This window comes from Mycolicibacterium fallax, assembly GCF_010726955.1.
GTDB lineage: Bacteria > Actinomycetota > Actinomycetes > Mycobacteriales > Mycobacteriaceae > Mycobacterium > Mycobacterium fallax.
Map to the genome: position 1 here is coordinate 852415 of NZ_AP022603.1, position 15210 is coordinate 867624.

11 protein-coding genes and 1 pseudogene are annotated in these 15210 nt (G+C 70.5%); 4 read left to right on the forward strand and 8 right to left on the reverse strand.

The window, feature by feature from the left end; translation table 11 throughout:
* Positions 1 to 156: 156 nt before the first annotated feature.
* The 4 genes and pseudogenes from istA to G6N10_RS04060 all read left to right on the forward strand — a co-directional run bounded on the left by istA (position 157) and on the right by G6N10_RS04060 (position 4082).
* A pseudogene (gene istA / locus G6N10_RS04050) lies at positions 157 to 1653 on the forward strand (IS21 family transposase).
* The gene (gene istB, locus G6N10_RS04055; RefSeq protein ID WP_197745632.1) at positions 1650 to 2381 is read left to right on the forward strand and encodes an IS21-like element helper ATPase IstB; all 732 of its coding nucleotides are present in this window, start codon (positions 1650 to 1652) and stop codon (positions 2379 to 2381) included. Before istA ends, istB begins: the two are co-directional and overlap by 4 nt.
* Positions 2382 to 2413: 32 nt before the next feature.
* Complete coding sequence (locus G6N10_RS20560) at positions 2414 to 2542, forward strand: hypothetical protein (RefSeq protein WP_263993231.1); 129 nt, start codon at positions 2414 to 2416, stop codon at positions 2540 to 2542.
* A gap of 211 nt (positions 2543 to 2753) precedes the next feature.
* Positions 2754 to 4082, forward strand: a complete 1329-nt coding sequence (locus tag G6N10_RS04060) for an IS256 family transposase (RefSeq protein ID WP_085095400.1) — start codon at positions 2754 to 2756, stop codon at positions 4080 to 4082.
* A gap of 93 nt (positions 4083 to 4175) precedes the next feature.
* On the opposite strand, the gene G6N10_RS04065 is transcribed toward G6N10_RS04060, so the two are convergent.
* The 8 genes from G6N10_RS04065 to G6N10_RS04100 all read right to left on the reverse strand — a co-directional run bounded on the left by G6N10_RS04065 (position 4176) and on the right by G6N10_RS04100 (position 15210).
* A complete protein-coding gene (locus G6N10_RS04065; RefSeq protein WP_163742208.1) occupies positions 4176 to 5030 on the reverse strand; it encodes a DUF222 domain-containing protein in 855 nt (284 codons plus the stop codon).
* Positions 5031 to 5141: 111 nt separating this feature from the next.
* Positions 5142 to 7352: a substrate-binding domain-containing protein gene (locus tag G6N10_RS04070; RefSeq protein WP_109750489.1), complete on the reverse strand. Its 2211-nt coding sequence runs from the start codon at positions 7350 to 7352 to the stop codon at positions 5142 to 5144.
* 105 nt (positions 7353 to 7457) lie between these two features.
* The gene (locus tag G6N10_RS04075) at positions 7458 to 9653 is read right to left on the reverse strand and encodes a malate synthase G (protein ID WP_085095674.1); all 2196 of its coding nucleotides are present in this window, start codon (positions 9651 to 9653) and stop codon (positions 7458 to 7460) included.
* A 91-nt stretch (positions 9654 to 9744) separates the two neighbouring features.
* Entirely contained in the window at positions 9745 to 10203 is a 459-nt protein-coding gene (locus tag G6N10_RS04080; protein ID WP_234810542.1) for a hypothetical protein, read from the reverse strand.
* A 68-nt stretch (positions 10204 to 10271) separates the two neighbouring features.
* Positions 10272 to 11141: a 3-methyladenine DNA glycosylase gene (locus tag G6N10_RS04085; protein WP_085095678.1), complete on the reverse strand. Its 870-nt coding sequence runs from the start codon at positions 11139 to 11141 to the stop codon at positions 10272 to 10274.
* The gene (locus G6N10_RS04090; RefSeq protein WP_085095680.1) at positions 11134 to 12189 is read right to left on the reverse strand and encodes a hemolysin family protein; all 1056 of its coding nucleotides are present in this window, start codon (positions 12187 to 12189) and stop codon (positions 11134 to 11136) included. Before G6N10_RS04090 ends, G6N10_RS04085 begins: the two co-directional genes overlap by 8 nt.
* A complete protein-coding gene (locus G6N10_RS04095) occupies positions 12189 to 13565 on the reverse strand; it encodes a hemolysin family protein (protein WP_085095682.1) in 1377 nt (458 codons plus the stop codon). Before G6N10_RS04095 ends, G6N10_RS04090 begins: the two co-directional genes overlap by 1 nt.
* Positions 13566 to 13773: 208 nt before the next feature.
* Positions 13774 to 15210 (reverse strand): GuaB1 family IMP dehydrogenase-related protein, encoded by a 1437-nt coding sequence (locus tag G6N10_RS04100; protein ID WP_085095684.1) that lies wholly within the window; start codon positions 15208 to 15210, stop codon positions 13774 to 13776.

A 15210-nucleotide genomic window follows, 5' to 3' on the forward strand; every position in this document is an offset into this window, starting at 1 on the left:
TGCCAGCTGCGCGGCTGGTTTCCTGCCATTTCAGCGGTAAGAATCCGGCCAGTCGGTGCTGCGGTGGTGTGTCCCTTCGTAGGTTCTCTCGCGGTGCTGCTGCGGTTGTGCAGCGGCTCGTGGAAGGGGAGAACCGGAAAGCAGATGACGATAGCTATGACGATGCAAGAACAGATCCGGAAGCTCGACGCTGCCGGTGTTTCGGCCCGCCAGATCGCCAAGGATCTGGGGATCTCCCGCGACTCGGTCGCGAAATACATTGCCGTGCAGGATTTCTCACCGAAGCCGCCGGTGATTCATCGGCGTCCGGGTGCTTCGGTGCTGACCGGGTTCACGTCGGTGATCGATGAGTGGCTGGCCGAGGATGAGGGTCGGCCCCGCAAGCAGCGCCACACTGCCCAGCGGGTCTGTGACCGGCTGGTCGCCGAACACGGGTATGGGGGGTCGTATTCGGCGGTGCAGCGCTATGTGAAGGCCTACCGGGCCGCGCGCCGCAGCGCGCGGCAGGGTTCTCCGAGTTGGTGTGGCCGCCGGGGGTCGGGCAGGTCGACTTCGGGCAGGCCCAAGCGGTGATCGCCGGGGTGATGCAGGTGCTGCACGTGCTGGTGGTCACCTTCCCGCACTCCAACATGCGCTATGTCCAGGCCTATCCGGGGGAAACTGCTGAGAGCGTGTGCCATGGCCTGCGGGTGATCTTCGAGCACATCGGCGGCGCGGCGCGGGAGCTGATTTTCGACAACGCCGCCGGGGCGGGGCGCCGTCGCGGGGAGAAGGTCGTCGAATCGACGCTGTTTGGGGCGTTCCGCGCGCACTATCGGTGTGCGGCGCGGTACTGCAACCCGTATTCCGGGCATGAGAAGGGCAGTGTGGAGAACGCGGTGGGGTTCTTGCGCCGCAACCTGATGGTCCCCGAACCCCGGGCCGAGAGCTTGTCCGGGCTCAACGCGATGCTGCTGGCCCGCTGCGAGGAGCTCGCCGCCACGGGGCATTACCGCAAGCAGACCCCGATCAGTGAACTGTTTGACGCCGACCGGGCCGCGCTGCTGGCGCTGCCCGGTGTCGGGTTCGACCCGGTGCGCTATGTGGCGCGGCGCACCGACAAGACCGGCAGTCTGCTCGTCGAGGGCCGTTCCTACTGCGCCGGGCCGGCGATGGCCGCCCAGACGGTCACCGTCGGAGTGCGTTTGACCGCATCGAGTTCCTCGATGCCCACGGCCACCGGTGATCTCATTGCCGCGGGCCTACACCAACACCACCGAGACGGTGTTCGACCCGGTGGCACTGTTGCCGCTGCTGGCGGCCAAGCCCGGCACCTGGGGCAACTCCCCGGTCCGCGCCCTGGTCAGCGACCCGGTGCGGGACTGGCTCGACGCCGCCGCCGTCCGGGAGCGCCGTGACATGCTCGCCGCGATCCACGCGGCGGCCGGCCCAGCGGGCTTCGGCAACACCATCATCGCCGCGGAGACCGTCATCGCCACCGGCGCCGCGGAACCAGCCGCGGTCGGCATGCTGGCCCGGCGCATCGCCGCCGGCGCCGAACCCCTGGCCTCGGCCGTGGACCTGAGCGTCTACGACACCCTCGCCATCGCCGAGGCCACAGCACTGGACCAAACCGCGATGGCCGCCGCTGACGCCGGGCAGGTGTCGGCGTGAGCGCGGTCAGCGTCGCCGATGTCGTCGCCGCGGGCCGGCAGGCGTATCTGACCGTGGCGGTGCTGCAGGAATGGGCGACCAAGGCCACCCCGCGCCAGCGTGAGTATCTCCACGGGATGCTGACCGCGGAGAACGACTCCCGGGCCCGTTCCCGGCGGGCCCGGCTGCTGACCGCCGCCCGGCTGCCCGCAGCCAAATCCCTCGACGGCTACGACTGGACCGCCGTCGGGTTCCCCGACGGCTACGGACGCCAGCAGCTCGCCGACCTGGAATTCCTCGACCACGCCCAAGACCTGATCCTCTTCGGCGATGTCGGGACCGGCAAAACGCATCTGGCCACCGCCTTGGCCGCCGAAGCCTGCCAGCGCGGCATCCCGGCCCGCTACTTCACCACCTCCAGCCTGGTGATGACGCTGCGCCGCGCCAAAGACACCGGCCGCCTCGACCGGGAGCTGGCCACCCTCGCCAAAATCCCGCTGCTGGTCCTCGACGAACTCGGCTACCTACCGATCGACCCCGAAGGAGCGCGGCTGCTGTTCCAGGTCATCTCCGAGGCCTACGAAAAACGCAGCCTCATCATCACCACCAACCTTGAATTCTCGAAGTGGGGAACGGTGTTCGGAGACGACAACATGGCCGCGGCGATCATCGACCGCCTCGTGCACCACGGACGGCTCCTACGCTTCCGCGGCGACTCCTACCGCGTCAGCCACGCCCTCATGAAATGACCCCACCCACCGGACCAGGAAAACCAACAGCGATGACCGAACACCCCTACGCCCACCTCGGCGTCCCCGACGCCACCGAACGAGACCGCCTCAACACCGCGATGCTCACCGGCGACGGCGAATCCGACTTCTACGACGGCACCGGCCGCCCCGCGCCCTAGCCCGACAACTTCGACGATTGGAGCCCCGCCACCAGCCCCCACCGACACCGAACCCCCACCAGCCACCCTTCTGACCCACCCCCTCCGACCACAAATCCACAGTGCCGCAACACAATCCGACCATGACCCAGCCCATCGCCCGGGACTATCGCAGTAACGGTGTAAGTGGCCCAACGGCCCTCGGTGTGTCGGGGGCGGAAAGGGTCATGAAATGACCGAGACTGTCGTGGCTGTGGAGCCATCACAGAAATCTGAAGATGAGGCCGCTGCGGCGGCGATCGATGTCCCTGGCAGCCGTGGTGTTGATGAGTTGGAGGTCGCCCGCGAGCTGGTGCGCCAGGCGCGCGAGGCCGGTATGTCGCTGACGGGGCCGGGCGGGTTGCTCAAGGCGATGACCAAAACGGTCATCGAGACGGCCTTGGACGAGGAGCTCTCCGAGCACTTGGGCTATGACCGCCGTGATCCGGCTGGCAAGGGAAGTGGCAATTCGCGCAACGGGTTCCGTTCCAAGACGGTGCTCACTGATTCTTGTGGCAGCGTTGAGATCGACGTCCCCCGGGACCGGGCGGGCACGTTTGAGCCACACATCGTCAAGAAGCGCCAGCGCCGCCTGGCCGATGTCGACGAGGTGATCCTGTCCCTGTATGCCCGCGGGCTCACCACCGGGGAGATCAGCGCCCATTTCGCCGACATCTACGGGGCCGAGGTCTCCAAAGACACCGTCAGCAGGATCACCGACCGGGTCGTGGAGGAGATGACCGCCTGGCACACCCGCCCGCTGGAGCGGGTGTACGCCGCGGTGTTCATCGACGCCCTGCACGTCAAGATTCGTGACGGCCAGGTCGGGCCCCGGCCGGTCTACGCCGCGATCGGGGTCGACCTCAACGGTCGGCGTGACGTGCTGGGGATGTGGGCCGGTGAGGGCGACGGCGAGTCGGCCAAGTACTGGCTGTCGGTGCTCACCGAGCTCAAGAACCGCGGGGTGGCCGACATCTTCTTCCTGGTCTGCGACGGCCTCAAAGGACTACCGCAATCGGTCGGGGCGGCGTTCCCCGACACCGTGGTCCAGACGTGTGTCATCCACCTGATCCGGGGCACGTTCCGCTATGTGGGCCGTCAGCACCGTGATGCGGTCGCCAAGGCCATCAAACCGATCTACACCGCGGTCAACGCCGAGGCCGCCGCAGCGGCCTTGGATGCGTTCGAGGCCGAGTGGGGTAACCGGTATCCAGCCGCAATTCGGTTGTGGCGCAATGCCTGGAGTGAGTTCATCCCGTTCCTGGACTACGACACCGAGATCAGGAAGGTGATCTGCTCGACCAACGCCATCGAATCATTGAACGCCCGCTACCGCCGCGCGATCCGGGCTCGCGGGCACTTTCCCAATGAGCAGGCAGCCCTGAAATGCCTATACTTGGTCACCCGGTCACTGGACCCGACCGGGACCGGCCAGAAGCGATGGACCATGCGCTGGAAACCAGCGCTGAACGCCTTCGCGATCACCTTCGCCGACCGCATGCCGGCCAGCGAAACCACCTAACAAAAGACGCCGCTTACACCGTTAATCGGACAGTCCCCATCGCCCAACCGCAGCGCTCACATGGCCGGAAATCCCAACAACATGGCCGGAAAATTAGCGCTCAAACGGCCGGAAACCTATTGACAAAACACAGGCGGCGTTGGCCAGGATGTGGATGGTGATGTGGGTGGCGGGGTGGGGTCCGGTTTTGGCGGTGCAGTCGGGGTCCTCGCAGGCGCAGATGAGGTGGTCGGTGTGGGCGGCCAGGGCGCCGAGGGCGTCGGCGCGGCGTTGGGCCAGGGTGCGGGGGTCGTCGTCGCAGACGCTTTTGGCCATGGCGGTCAGGGTGGCGTCGAGCAGGGCGGCGTCGGGGGTGGCGAGTCGGCCGTAGAGGGCGGTCAGGCCGTCGCGGTCGGTGCGGGGGTCGCCGATGGTGATGTCGCGGCTGCGGATGGTGGTGCGGGCGCGGCGGACGGCGTCGGGGTCGTGGCGGTCGACGATGGTGTCGATGGCTTGGTCGAGTTTGTAGTTCGACAGTGGGCCCCAGCCGGTGGCGGCGTCGGCGAGGTCGGTGTCGACGTGGGTCAGGGCGGTGGGGTCGTTGATCAGGGCGGTGCGGTGGGCGATGGTGGTGGCGGTGGCTGCGGTGATGTGGCCGCCCAGTAGTAGGGCGCCGATGGCGGGGAGTCGGTCGCGTAGGGCCAGGCCGGTGTCCATCAGGTTCATTGCGCGGCCGTGGTGCGGGGTCAGGGCGGCGGCGATTTCGGCGGCGGCGTTGTCCCAGTCGTCGCAGCCCCAGGAGGGGTGTAGGGCTTGGTCGCAGCGGCGGTGGGCGAATTCGGCCAGGGCGGCCAGGCGCCGGGCTTCTATGGCGGCGGTGATGCGGGTGGCGTCGGTGATGGTGTCGATCAGGGCGGCGTCGTCCAGGGCGGCGAGTTCCCCGGGGTCGTGCACCGTTGATTCGAACATACTGTCTAATCTACGCCCGGTTTGCGACACCCGCCAGGGCAAATCCACCCGTATCGAATAATTGTTCGATAAGATTTTCGGCCGCCTTGGCGGGCCGCCGCTCGAGGCCGGTTAACTCAGCAGGCGGTCCAGCGCGGTGGCGAACTCGGGGGAGTCCGACGCCGGCACCGCCGTGAAGCTGCCTCCGCTGATCTGCGCGACCGACTCCCAGGTCGGGCGGTCCGGATCGTCGCCGACGTTGATGACGTTGATCTGAATCGGCTTGGCCGGGTCGACACTGCTGCGAACCAGCTCCTGCAGGCCCTCGGCGCCCAAGGACTGGTCGGTGTGCGGGCCGGAGGTGATCACCAGCACCGAGTTGACCTGACCGGGCTGGTAGGCGATCCGGGCCTCGTCGAGCACATTGCGCAGCGTGGTGAAGGACACCGCGCCACCGCCGGACGCCGACATCCCGTCCAGCGTGCCGATCAGGGTGTCACGCCGCGGTGCGCCGTCGACCTCGTCGGACAACGGCCCAACCGTCACCGCCGTCGTACTCGAGCCGCCGTCGAACGTCGTCAGACCCACCGACGACGCCGGGGACAACGCGCCCAACCGGGCATTCAACGCGCCCCTGACGGCGCCCAGATCCAGCGAACGGTCCAGCATGATCGAGGTGGTGGCACCGCCGGCCGGCGCGTCGAGGACATTGGCCAGCGTCGCGCGGGCGGCATCGTCGCCCACCGGCACCCGGTTGTCGATCGAGGCCCCGAAGTCCACCACGGTGCTGTCCGGGTTCGGCTGATCCTTGACCCGGAAACCGGCGTTGGCCAGTGCGGACTGACGGTCCGGGGCGGCCAGATAGCGCTCGAACTGGCTGGTGGCGCTCATCTGCTCGCCGGTCAGCCAATCACCCTTGAACTGCACGGCGGGGAAGTCGGCGACGGCGACCGGCCCGGGCGGCAGCCAGCCGGCCAGGCTCGCCCCCGGATCGGACAGGTCGGTCGCACGCTGGAACAGTCGCTGCTCGGTGGTGACGACGGCATGTACCGGCGCCGCCGCGGAATCCGTCGCGTCGAGCAGCGCGTCGAACGCGGTGTCCGCGGACTCGCCTGCCGCCTCCGGTTGCGCGGAGACCAGGGTGCGCACCCCGGCGGCCCCGCCGGCCGGGTCGGCGGCCGAGATCGCCTCGGCGGCCAGGAAGGCGGCATCGCTGTCGCCGATGACCGGCAGGGCCAGCCGCAGCGAACCCCAGCCGGGCAGGCCGAGCCCATCGAGCGAACCGGGGGCGGTCTGCAGGCCGGGCAGCGTCGACCAATTCTGGTCGCCGAGCTTTTCCTTCAGCTCGGGGCGCACCGCCAGCAGCACCGGCGAGCTGGCCAGCGACGTGCTGGAGGCGATCAGCTGCGGGCCGAGCGCGGCCTGCACCCGGGCCACCGACGCGGTACTGCCGGGGATCCACAGCGCGGGCTGGTCGCCCAGGTCGGCCGGCCACTCGCCGACCAAACCGGCGGTGACGGTGCGCGAGTCGGCGGGCAACACCGCGACGGCGGGGCAGTGGTCACCGACCGGGTCGGCCTCGGCGTTGAACTGTTCGGCGAATTCGGCGATCACCCCGGCGATGGCCGGGTCCGCGACGACGGCGACCTTGACGTCGCCCTCCAGGCAATTGCCGGCGGCCACGGTGTTGCGGTCGTCGAGCACCCCGGCGAAGAACCGCCACAGGATGAACACCCCAACCACCGCGACGACGGTGATCAGCGCGACCACCACGCCCCGGCTGACGCCGCGGCGGCCCTGGGTGACGATGCGGTGGCTGCCGGTCAGCTCGCCGTCGCTGCGGTGGCTGCGGGAGGCGACCGGCGCCGCGGCGGCCGCGCGGGTGTACTCGGGGGCCTCCGGGGTGCCGTCGGCGTAGTCGGAGTAGGTGTCGCCGGTGTCGGGGTAATCGGCGTAATCGTCATCGGAGTAGTCGCCGTCGGAGTAGTCATCGGCGTACTCGCCGGCAAAGTCGCCCTCGGCGTACTCCGCGGCGCCCCGGTCGCCGTAATCCCCGGCGTAGTCGACGTCGGCGGGATCGTCCTCGCTGTCGTCGTCCTCGGCGGTGTAGTCCATCGAGCCGTCGTCGACGGCCCCGGCGTCATCCCAGCTCAGGTCCTCGCCGGACCGGGCCCAGTGCACCGCCTCATCGGACTCAGCCCACTCGGCGTCGTCGGGGGCGGTGAACTCCTCGCCGGGGGCGGCGAACTCGTCGCCGGGGGCTGCGAACTCCTCGCCGGGGGCGGTGAACTCGTCGCCGGGGGCGGTGGAGTCGTCATCGTCGGGAACGCTGTGCCTACCCATAGAGATGCCTACCCATAGCCGTCCGTAACCTCTCCGTCGACCCCGTATTCAGAACATGCTGACCGCCCGGGCGGCGGACCCCCCACCGCCCGGCCAGCACCGAGTTTAGTTAGCGGCGTGCCGAGCCTTGAACTCGCGACGGCGTCGATGAAGGATCGGTTCGGTGTAGCCGTTGGGCTGCGCCGCGCCCTCCAGGATCAGCTCCTGGGCGGCCAGGAAGGCGATCGAGTCGTCGAAGTTCGGCGCCATCGGCAGGTAGGCCGGGTCGTCGGCGTTCTGCCGGTCGACGATCGGGGCCATCCGCTCCAGGCTGGCCCGGACGTCCTCGGCGGTGATGACGCCGTGGCGCAGCCAGTTGGCCAGCAGCTGGCTGGAGATCCGCAGCGTGGCACGGTCCTCCATCAGGGCGATGTCGTGGATGTCGGGCACCTTCGAGCAGCCGACACCCTGGTCGATCCAGCGCACCACGTAGCCCAGGATGGACTGGCAGTTGTTGTCGATCTCCTCGTGGATGTCCTCCGGGGACCACTGCAGCGCCGAGGTGTCGACGACGGGGATCGTCAGCAGCTCGTCGAGGGTGGTGCGGCTCTTGCCGGCCAGCTCCTGCTGCACGGCGGCCACGTCGACCTGGTGGTAGTGCATGGCGTGCAGGGTGGCCGCGGTCGGCGACGGCACCCAGGCGGTGGTGGCACCGGCGCGCGGCTGGGCGCCCTTCTGCGCGACCATGTCGGCCATCAGGTCCGGCATCGCCCACATGCCCTTGCCGATCTGCGCCTTGCCCGGCAGGCCGCAGGCCAGGCCGGTGTCGACGTTGCGGTCCTCGTAGGCCAGGATCCACGGCTGCGTCTTCATCGCACCCTTGCGGATCATCGGGCCGGCCTCCATCGAGGTGTGAATCTCGTCGCCGGTGCGGTCCAGGAAGCCGGTGTTGATGAACGCGACCCGGTCGGAGGCGGCCTTGATGCACGCCTTCAGGTTGGCGCTGGTGCGCCGCTCCTCGTCCATGATGCCGATCTTCAGGGTGGCCTGCGGCAGCCCCAGAACGTCCTCCACCTGGCTGAAGAGCTTGGCGGCGAACGCGACCTCGTCGGGGCCGTGCATCTTCGGCTTCACGATGTAGATCGATCCGGTCCGGCTGTTGGTCAGCGGGCCGTTCTCCTCGGAGGCGGTCAGGCCGTGCAGCGCGATCAGGCTGGTGAACAGCGCGTCCTGGATGCCCTCGGGCACCTCGCGGCCGTCGGCGAAGACGATCGCGTCGTTGGTCATCAGGTGCCCGACGTTGCGGACGAACAGCAGGCTGCGGCCGGGCAGGGTGAACTCCTCGCCGTCCGGGCCGGTGTAGCTGCGGTCTTCGTTGAGCACCCGGGTGAAGGTGCGGTCGCCCTTGCTGACCTCCTCGGACAGGTCGCCCTTGTTCAGGCCGAGCCAGTTGCGGTAGCCGAGCACCTTGTCGGCGGCGTCGACCGCGGTGATCGAGTCCTCGAAGTCCATGATCGTGGTGACCGCGGACTCCAGCACCAGATCGGCGATGCCGGCGGCGTCGGTCGATCCGACCGCGGACTCCGGGTCGATGACGATCTCGATGTGCAGGCCGTGGTTGACCAGCAGCACCGTCGACGGCGAATCGGCCGCACCGGTGTAGCCGGAGAACTGGGCGGCGTCGGCCAGCCCGGCGGCGCCGCCGTCGTCGAGGGTGATGCTCAGCGCGCCGTCGACGACCGCAAGGCCGGTGGCACTGGACCACGAGCCGGATTCCAGCGGGGTGGAGTCGTCGAGGAAGGCGCGGGCGTAGGCAATGACCTTGTCGCCGCGAACCTTGTTGTAGCCCTTGCCCTTTTCCGCGCCGTCGGTCTCCGGGATGACGTCGGTGCCGTACAGCGCGTCATACAGCGAGCCCCAGCGGGCGTTGGCGGCGTTCAGCGCGAAGCGGGCGTTGAGGATCGGCACCACCAGCTGCGGGCCGCAGGTGGAGGTGATCTCGGCGTCGACACCGGCGGTGGTGACCGCGAAGTCCTCCGGCTCCGGCTGCAGGTAACCGATCTCGGTGAGGAACTCCCGATAGGCCGCCGGATCGTGCTTGTCCAGCACGCGGTGCCGGTGCCACTTGTCGACCTGGGCCTGCAGCTCGTCCCGGCGGGCCAGCAGCGCCTCGTTCTCCGGGGTGAGGTCGACGACGACCTTGTCGACGCCGGCCCAGAAGCTGTCCGGATCCACGCCGGTCCCGGGCAGCGCCTCGTTGGTGATGAAATCGTGCAGTTCCTTGGCCACCTGCAGCGAGCCAACCTCGACGCGTTCAGTCATCAGTCCCTCAGTCCTCGGTCTCGGCGATATCGGCAACCAATCCATAATACCGGGCAGTAATACCGGGTATTGACAGCAGCGGGTCCAACCGCTAATCGGCGACCGGTTGGATGAAGTTGATCGCGCACCAGTCGGCCGGCCGATCGCCGGGGGAGTAAGACACCCGCAGCGTGCCGTCGGGGAACTCGGTGGCGATGTCGTCGAGGGCCCGGGTGGCGAACGCCCGGCCCTTGCCCTTGCCGTACCAGTTCGGGTCGTTGGGATCGATCGGCTCGCTGACCCGCGCCAGGGCCTGGTCCCAGCGGGTCACCGCCGCCGGGGCGTCGTCGCCGAAGCCGACCGATCGGTGGTAGGCGCGCAGGTCGCCGCGCAGCCGGATCGGGGTGTCGGTGCCGGCCGGGGTCCCGGTCAGGGTGCCGTCGGTGGCCTCGGCGCTCACCGAGGTCAGCCGCACCGTCGCCGGAGCGCAGTCCGGGTTGGCGACGGCGACCGGGATCGGGGTCAGGGCCGTCGCGGCGGCCAGCGTGGCCAGCATGGCTGCTGCTTTCATGGGCGGCGACCTCCGATCGGGTGCGGGCGGCTCCATGATGTTCATCGCCGCGCACCGGGGTCGGCGTTTCAGGCGGGCTGGTGGGCGTCGGCCAGGGCCTGGCACTGCGCGGCGAGCCGGGCCCGCAGCCCGGCGGCCCGCTCGGCGATCTCGCCCTGCCGTCGCACATACTCGACGCGGCCTGCGGCGTCCTCCACCCGGACCGGTTCGACGCCGAGTTCGGCAAGGTCATAGGGGCTGGCGGCCATGTCGAGCAGCCGAGCGTCGGCGGCCAGCAGCAGGCAGTCCAACAGCAGCTCGGAGTCCACCAGCGGGCTCAGCTTGCCGGCCCATTTGTACAGATCCATGTTCGCGTGCAGGCAGCCGGGCTGCTCGTGCTCGAGTTGGGCCGGGCGGGTCAGCGCGATCTCATTGCGGCCGGTGGCGGCCCCGGTGAAGAACCGGTAGGCGTCGTAGTGGGTGCAGCGCAGCGGCATCGACTCCAGCACCGCGTCGGTGCCCGCTGCGCCCAGCCGCAGCGGCAGCCGGGCGTGCCGGGGTCGGGGGCTGCGATAGACCATCGCCCACTCGTGCATCCCGAAGCAGCCGTACCGGGCCGGCCGGGCGGCCGTCGCGGTCAGCAGCTGCCGGACGAAGCCCACGGTGCCCGCCCGGGCGGCCAGGTGATCCTCGGACACCCGGACGCCGCCGGGCACCCGCCGGTAGCCGGTCAGCGCGGCGTACGCCAGGGCGGCCGGGCCGGTCAGGGTGACCCCGTAGCCGGGGTGCCAGCGCAGCAGCCGGCCGGGCCGCAGCGAGTAGTAGGTGAACAGGAAGTCCCACACCGGGTGGCGCTCACCGCGGCGCATCCGGGCCAGCTGGGGGCCCAGGAACTCCTCGGCGCGGGCCCGGTGCGCCTCGGCCCGGGCGGTCCAGATCGCCGGGGCGGGCTCAGACACGGTGGGTTCCGTCGCGCACCGTCCCGACCAGGTCCTCCACCAGGTCCTCCAGCGTGACCAGGCCGACGACCTGGCCGGCGTCGGTGTCGTCGGTCAACAACGCCAGGTGGCTGTTGCTGCGGCGCATCCGGGACAGCGCGTCGGGCAGCGGCAGGCCGGCAGGCACCCGGGGCAGCGGACGCACCACCGACAACGGCACGACGGCGTCGGGGTCGGTCAGCGTCAGCACGTCCTTGATGTGCAGGTAGCCGATCAGGGTGTCGGCCTCGGACACCGGGAACCGGGAATAACCGGTCTCGGCCAGCGCCTGCTGGACCGCGGCGAACGTCGGGCCCAGGCCGGGGCCGGCGGCCGGCACCGCCCGGACGTCGGGCAGCGCCACCGCGACGTCGGCGGCGGCCCGCAGCCGGGTCGCCAGCGCCCGGGTCAGCCGGGTGTGTTCCTCGGCGTCGAGCAGTCCCTCGGACACCGACTCGGCGATCATCTCGCCGAGTTCGACGGTCGACACCGTCACCTCCAGCTCGTCTTTGGGCTCGATCCGCAGCGCCCGCAGGATGACGTTGGCGCACCAGTTGTAGAGCGCGATCAGCGGCCGGGCGGCCCGGACGTAGACCAGGTACACCGGCACCAGCAGCATCGCGGTGCGCTCCGGGCCGGCGATCGCGACGTTCTTGGGCACCATCTCCCCGAGCAGCACGTGCAGCGTCACCACGATGGCCAGCGCGACGATCATCGACACCGTGTGCAGCACCGCCTCGGGGGCGCCGACCAGCGCCAGCGGCCCCTCCAGCAGGTGCGCGACGGCCGGTTCGCCGACCCGGCCCAAAAGGATCGAGCAGATCGTGATGCCCAGCTGCGCGCCGGCCAGCATCAGCGACAGCTGCTCGCCGGCCCGCAGCACCGTCACGGCCCGTTTCTTGCCCTGCTCGGCCAGTGCCTCCAGCCGGTCGCGGCGGGCCGAGATCAGCGCGAACTCGGCGCCGACGAAGAACGCGTTGGCGCCGAGCAGCGCCACCGCCAGGATCAGGCCGAGCAGGTCGGTGCCCATCAGTGCGCCTCCGGCTCGTCGGAGGCCCGCCGGGACCGCGGGCCCAGCTCGGAGAGCTCCAGCACGTCGATGCGCCTGCCGTCCATCGCGACGACGGTGGCCAGCCACATGATCGGGTCGTCGAAGTGCCCGTCCGGCTCGAACGCCGGCAGCTCGACCGACTCACCGGCCACCGGGAGGTGCCCGAGGGCGGTGATCACCAGCCCGCCGATGGTCTCGTAGTGCTCGCTCTCGGGGGCCCGGTAGCCGGTGGCTGCGGCCACCTCGTCGATCCGCAGCAGCCCGGACACCTGCCAGCTGCCGTCGGTCTCCAGCACGTCGGGGCGGCGGTCGTCGTGCTCGTCGCGGACGTCGCCGACGATCTCTTCGATCAGGTCCTCGACGGTGACCATGCCCGCGGTGCCGCCGTACTCGTCGACCACCATCGCGGTCTGCAGCCCGTTGGCCCGAACCTGGGTCATCACCGCGTCGCCGTCCAGGGTGGCCGGCACCACCGGGACCGGTTGGGCCAGCCGGGCCAGCGGGGTCTGCGCCCGGTCGGCCGGGGCGATCTCGAAGACCTGCTTGACGTGCACGATGCCCACCGTCGCGTCGAGGTCGCCGTCGACGATGGGGAAGCGGGAGAACCCGGTCTCGCAGGCGGCGGTGACCAGGTCGGCGACGCTCTGGTCGGCGTCGAGGGTGACGATCTTGGAGCGCGGGGTCATCAGCTCCTCGGCGTCGAGCTCACCGAAGCGCAGCGACCGGTTCATCAGCGCGGCGGTGGCGGCGTCGATCGACCCGGCGTCGGCGGAGGTGCGCACCAGCGACACCAGCTCCTGCGGGGACCGGGCCGAACGCAGCTCCTCGGCCGGCTCGATGCCCATCCGGCGCACCACCCAGTTGGCGGCGCCGTTGGTGGCCTTGATGGCGGGGGTGAACAGCGCGGCGAAGAACAGCTGCGGGGCGGCGACCGCGCGGGCGGTCGGCGCCGGCAGCGCCACCGCGATGTTCTTCGGCACCAGCTCGCCGAACACCATCGACAGCGAGGTGGCGATGATCAGCGCCAGCGCCAGCGACAGGCCGCCGGACAGCCCCGGCGGCAGGTTGAGCAGATCCAGGATCGGCGCGATCATCCGGCCGACGACCGGCTCGGCCAGGTAGCCGGTGGCCAGGGTGGTGATGGAGATGCCGATCTGGGCGCCGGACAGCTGGAAGGACAGCGTGCGGTGTGCGCGCTGCACGAACTTGTCGGCGCGCCCGCCGGTGCGGGCGTTGGCGTCGACGGTGCTGCGTTCCAGAGCCGTCAGCGAGAACTCGGCGGCGACGAACAGTGCGGTGCCCGCGGTCAGCACCAGGATCGCCAGTACGCTCGCGGCGGTCAGCCAGCCGCTCATCGCGCGACTCCGCGTCGTGCGCCGGGCCCGCAGCCCGGCCGACTAGAAGAGGGTTCCTCGGGTTCGGCGGCCTCACCGGGTGCCTGCGGCACGTTCTCCCTTTCGGCTGCGCGCACTTTTCCGGCGCGCGTGTGGTGTCAGCGAACTGCGGCGCCCGGACGGTGCCGCGAGGTTCCCATCGTAGCGGCGGGCCGGGCCGGTCACACGGTCACCAGCCGGTCGGCAGCGGATGGCCCTCGGCGAACCCGGCCGAGGACTGCACCCCGAGCACCACCCGGTCGTGCAGCTCGGCCAGGCTGGTCGCCCCCACGTAGGTGCAGGTGCTGCGCACCCCGGAGGTGATGTGATCGAGCAGGTCCTCGACACCGCCGCGTTCGGGATCCAGCGCCATCCGGGAGCTGGAGATGCCCTCCTCGAACAGCGCCTTGCGGGCCCGGTCGAAGCCGCTGTCGGCGGCCGTGCGGGCGGCCACCGCGCGCTTGGAGGCCATCCCGTAGCTCTCCTTGTACGGCCGGCCGTCCCGGTCCCGCAGCAGGTCGCCGGGGGATTCGTAGGTGCCGGCGAACCAGGAGCCGATCATCACGTTGGAGGCGCCGGCGGCCAGCGCCAGCGCCACATCGCGCGGGTGCCGGACCCCGCCGTCGGCCCAGACGTGGCCGCCGAGCTCGCGCGCGGCCGCCGCGCATTCCAGCACCGCGGAGAACTGCGGCCGGCCCACCCCGGTCATCATCCGGGTGGTGCACATCGCGCCGGGCCCGACGCCGACCTTCACGATCGAGGCGCCCGCGGCGAGCAGATCGCGGGTGCCCGCGGCGGAGACCACGTTGCCCGCGGCCAGCGGCAGGCCCAGGTCCAGCGCGGCGACGGTGGCGATGGCCTCCAGCATTTTGCGCTGGTGTCCGTGCGCGGTGTCGATGACCAGCAGGTCGGCGCCGGCCTCGGCGACCGCGCGGGCCTTGGCGGCGACGTCGCCGTTGATCCCGACGGCCGCCGCGATCCGCAGCCGGCCGCGGTCGTCGACGGCGGGGGAGTAGATGCCGGCCCGGATGGCGCCGGTGCGGGTGAGCACCCCGGCCAGCCGGCCGTCGGCCTCGGTCAGCACCGCGAGGTTGTGCGCGGTGTGCTCCAGCAGGCCGAACACCGCCCGCGGATCGGTGCCGACCGGCGCGCTGACGAAGTCGGTGCCGGCCACGTCGCCGACCCGGGCGAACCGGTCCACGCCCACGCAGGCCGCCTCGGTGACCAGCCCGACGGGCCGGCCGTCGGCGATGACCACCGCCGCGCCGTGCGCCCGCTTGGGGATCAGTGCGACGGCGTCGGACACCGAGGCCTGCGGGTCCAGGGTGACCGGGGTGTCGGCGATCAGGTCGCGGGACTTGACGAAGTCGACGGTCGCGGCGACCGCGTCGACCGGCAGGTCCTGCGGCAGCACCACCAGGCCGCCGCGGCGGGCGATGGTCTCGGCCATCCGCTTGCCGGCGACCGCGGTCATGTTGGCCACCACCACCGGGATGGTGGTCCCGGTGTCGTCGGTGGTGGACAGGTCAACGTCGAACCGGGAGGCCACCTCGGAGCGGTTCGGGACGACGAAGACGTCGTTGTAGGTCAGGTCGTGAGCGGGCCGGTGCCCCTCCAGAAACCGCAC

Excerpts from the sequence above, each read along its gene's own strand:
- G6N10_RS04095 (WP_085095682.1), bottom strand. The coding sequence starts at position 13,565 with ATGAGCGGCTGGCTGACCGCCGCGAGCGTACTGGCGATCCTGGTGCTG.
- G6N10_RS04070 (WP_109750489.1), bottom strand. The coding sequence starts at position 7,352 with ATGGGTAGGCACAGCGTTCCCGACGATGACGACTCCACCGCCCCCGGC.
- G6N10_RS20560 (WP_263993231.1), top strand. The coding sequence starts at position 2,414 with ATGACCGAACACCCCTACGCCCACCTCGGCGTCCCCGACGCCACCGAA.
- G6N10_RS04075 (WP_085095674.1), bottom strand. The coding sequence starts at position 9,653 with ATGACTGAACGCGTCGAGGTTGGCTCGCTGCAGGTGGCCAAGGAACTG.
- G6N10_RS04060 (WP_085095400.1), top strand. The coding sequence starts at position 2,754 with ATGACCGAGACTGTCGTGGCTGTGGAGCCATCACAGAAATCTGAAGAT.
- G6N10_RS04065 (WP_163742208.1), bottom strand. The coding sequence starts at position 5,030 with ATGTTCGAATCAACGGTGCACGACCCCGGGGAACTCGCCGCCCTGGAC.
- G6N10_RS04080 (WP_234810542.1), bottom strand. The coding sequence starts at position 10,203 with ATGAAAGCAGCAGCCATGCTGGCCACGCTGGCCGCCGCGACGGCCCTG.
- G6N10_RS04090 (WP_085095680.1), bottom strand. The coding sequence starts at position 12,189 with ATGGGCACCGACCTGCTCGGCCTGATCCTGGCGGTGGCGCTGCTCGGC.